Annotated in this window: 3 protein-coding genes and 1 pseudogene; 2 read left to right on the forward strand and 2 right to left on the reverse strand. The window is 58.6% G+C overall.

The genetic code is table 11. The features are described from left to right. On the forward strand, window positions 1–642 hold a 642-nt coding region (locus tag DID99_RS36180), incomplete at its 5' end, for an IS3 family transposase (RefSeq protein WP_124668689.1). A gap of 215 nt (window positions 643–857) precedes the next feature. Here DID99_RS36180 and DID99_RS38600 read toward each other — a convergent pair. After that, window positions 858–947, reverse strand: a pseudogene (locus tag DID99_RS38600) (IS3 family transposase); the annotation flags it as partial. Between the two features lie 313 nt (window positions 948–1,260). Then, on the reverse strand, window positions 1,261–2,280 hold the full coding sequence (locus DID99_RS36185; protein WP_124668690.1) for an IS110 family transposase: 1,020 nt from the start codon (window positions 2,278–2,280) through the stop codon (window positions 1,261–1,263). Between the two features lie 235 nt (window positions 2,281–2,515). On the opposite strand from DID99_RS36185, the gene DID99_RS36190 reads away from it, so the two are divergent. Next, window positions 2,516–2,941 (forward strand): ISAs1 family transposase, encoded by a 426-nt coding sequence (locus DID99_RS36190; RefSeq protein ID WP_260444790.1) that lies wholly within the window; start codon window positions 2,516–2,518, stop codon window positions 2,939–2,941. Window positions 2,942–2,986 lie beyond the last annotated feature (45 nt).

Below are 2,986 nucleotides of genomic sequence, written 5' to 3' on the forward strand. Positions count from 1 at the left end.
CGTGACAAGACAGAAACAGACTTTGCCATCCACTACATTACCGATTTACGTCCGGCGGACGGCGACACGTGTCGCACGGGCTGGCTGTATTTGGCCGCGATCCTGGATCTGGCAAGCCGGCGCATCGTCGGCTGGTCGATGTCCGAGCGAATCAACGCGGATCTGGTCTGCCAGGCCTTGCGCAGCGCGTGCTGGCAACGCAAGCCGCCACCCGGATTGCTGCTGCACTCCGATCGCGGTAGTCAATACACCTCCCTCGCGTTTGGGCGGCGCTGCCGCGAGGCCGGCGTGCGCCCATCCATGGGCTCGGTGGGCGACTGCTTTGATAACGCGATGTGCGAGTCGTTCTTCGCCACGCTCGAATGTGAATTGCTCGCGCGCACGCGCTTCGAAACCCGCGAGCAAGCCAGCCGCGCGATCTTCTCATTCATCGAAGGTTGGTATAACCCGCATAGGCGCCACAGCAGCCTGGGTTATCGCTCGCCGATCGTCTACGAGCATATCCACCGCGAACAAAACCGAACATGCGTGCCAAGCGAGTTGCCCACCGCCGGCCAGCGTCATGGTCGTGATAGGCGACCCGCCGGCCGGCCGTGGACAACTCGCAGCGCCACGCCAAACGGAGGAGTTCCGCCTGCTTAAAATTTAACTGCCCAACCGTTCACGGAAACGGGTCAACCTCAGACCTTCCGGAAGCCCGGCGCGAGGAGGCTTTTGCGCAGCTGCTCGCCGCGATCAAAGCGATACCGGAACAACCGCGTGCGCCGCTGAGTGAACTCTTTTAACGACGCTCGTCAGAGGTTGAGGGGCGGCAGGCATTCTCCAAGTGACCCTGCCTCGTTTTCACGTACAGCATCTCATGCGGCGATCAAGCTGGCCTGGTAATCGACAGGCGTGAGGTAGTCGATCGAGGTATGCAGGCGTTGCCGATTGTAATAGCACGCGATCATCCACGGGGCAATCGCATGAAGGGGCGTTAACAATCTACATGAACGTCCCCCGTTTGAGCAGGTTTCCGATAGTTATGCAGACAGGATGGGTTGCAGCTCTACATTCGGCCTTTCTGCAGCCTCGATTGCTGCGGGCCCCGATGAAATCCGCTGACTCGCGCCTCATTCAAGGATCGAGCTCCAGGCTCAATTGTTAACTCAGGTTGAGCGAGTCACGGTCCTACCTAGTCTGTCATCACTGTCGATCGCCTGCGCAACCTTGGGACGTATTCTCCCGGATAAGCGTTGCTTGTCCGTTTCCTGTTACCGTTCATGCCACACGTGTGCTGTGGTACTCCTTCTGGTACGGCCGGCCGTGGGCGAGCATGGCCCAGATCGTTCTTGCCATCTTGTTCGCTAGCGCAACAATGACAACGTTTTTCGGACGACGCTTACCGATCTGCTCGATCCATGTCCCGCGTTCCTTTGCATGCAGCAACACACTACGCGCCCCGTGCACGAGCAGGGTTCTCAGGTAGGTGTCGCCCCTTTTACTGATACCGAGTAATTGAACTTTTCCGCCAGACCCAGTCTGCGCGGGCACGAGCCCCAGCCAAGCGGCAAATTCGCGCCCCGACCGGAATGAAGCTGGATCGCCCATCGTTGCGACTGCTGCCGTCGCTGTCAACAATCCGACTCCTGGAATTTCGGCAATTGCTTTGCAGGCCTGATCGTGCTTCATCCAATCCCGCAGTCGTCGTTCAATTCCGGCGATCTGTTCGTCGAGTTTCGTCAAACCGTTCCACTGTTCCCGCAGTGAATCGATTAGCATTGTCGGCAGGCGCTGGGCAAGTCGTGCCAATATGTCGGGTGTCCCCTTATCCAGTGCAGCCCGGCTTTTGGCCATCACTTCGCCATATTCGGTCAGCAGGCCACGCAGGCTGTTCATCTGCATCGTGCGGAATTTCACCAGTTGCTGCCGCATGCGGTGCAGCCCAAGCACCGCTTGTTGCGCTTCTGTCTTTATTGCAACAGCCTTGATGGGTTGCTGTACCGCGAGCCAGATTGCTCGTGCATCGGCAGCATCATTTTTGTTGCCGATGTTGAACGCCTTGACGAACTTCGCCGGCATCAACTTCACGTCATGCCCCATCCGGATCAGACAACGAGCCCAGTGCTGAGATCCGCCACATGCCTCCATTCCAACAAGGCAAGGTGAGCGATTCACAAAATACTCAAGGAACCGGCCGCGCTTGATCGCCTTGTTCACGATCTCACCAGTATCGGGATCAACCCAATGAACCTGGATGACGTTCTTTGCGATGTCGACTCCAACGGGCGTAAGCTTCATCTCGGATCCTCCGGTTTGCCTTTGAAGACCTTGATGATCTTCTACTTTGGGCACTTTGATGCCGTCGGCCCGTGAGGATCCGCCTCCCGCATTTCCTCACTGCCAGATTCTTCACCACTGACGGGTGGGGGACGTTCATATCATTCAAGGAGTTACGCGCGGGGTTGTAAACCGAGGCGAATCAAGCGTTTACTACTATCTTTTGCGGAGGCATCGGATGGAGGAAACGCAAGCCTTGAGCATCGAAGACGCGCTCGGCGAGTTGCGCGATCCGCGCAGCCGAACGCCTGCCCACGACTTGTCAGAGATGCTGGTGGTGGCGCTGTGCGCGATTCTCTCGGGAGCGGATAGCTGGGTAGCCATTCAGATCTGGGGTGAAGAGAAACTGGAGTGGCTACGCGGCTACGTGCCGCTGCGCAACGGCATCCCGTCCCACGACACGTTTGGACGGGTGTTCGCGGCCCTGAACCCACGTCAGTTCGAGGCGTGCTTCACGCGCTGGATGAGCGGTGCGTTTCCAACCTTGTCCGGCGAGGTCATCGCGATCGACGGCAAGACGGTCCGTGGCTCACATCGCAATGGGGCGCGTGCCATCCACCTTGTTTCGGCCTTTGGAAGCGGCCTGGGCGAGAGGTGGCCTCGCTCGTTCGGACAGTTTTAGTGGGTAGCCGCGCTCCCTTCCGAAAGCACGGCCCCCGAAGAACGG

Source organism: Burkholderia sp. Bp8986 (assembly GCF_003854225.1).
GTDB lineage: Bacteria > Pseudomonadota > Gammaproteobacteria > Burkholderiales > Burkholderiaceae > Burkholderia.

Excerpts from the sequence above, each read along its gene's own strand:
- DID99_RS36185 (WP_124668690.1), bottom strand. The coding sequence starts at position 2,280 with ATGAAGCTTACGCCCGTTGGAGTCGACATCGCAAAGAACGTCATCCAG.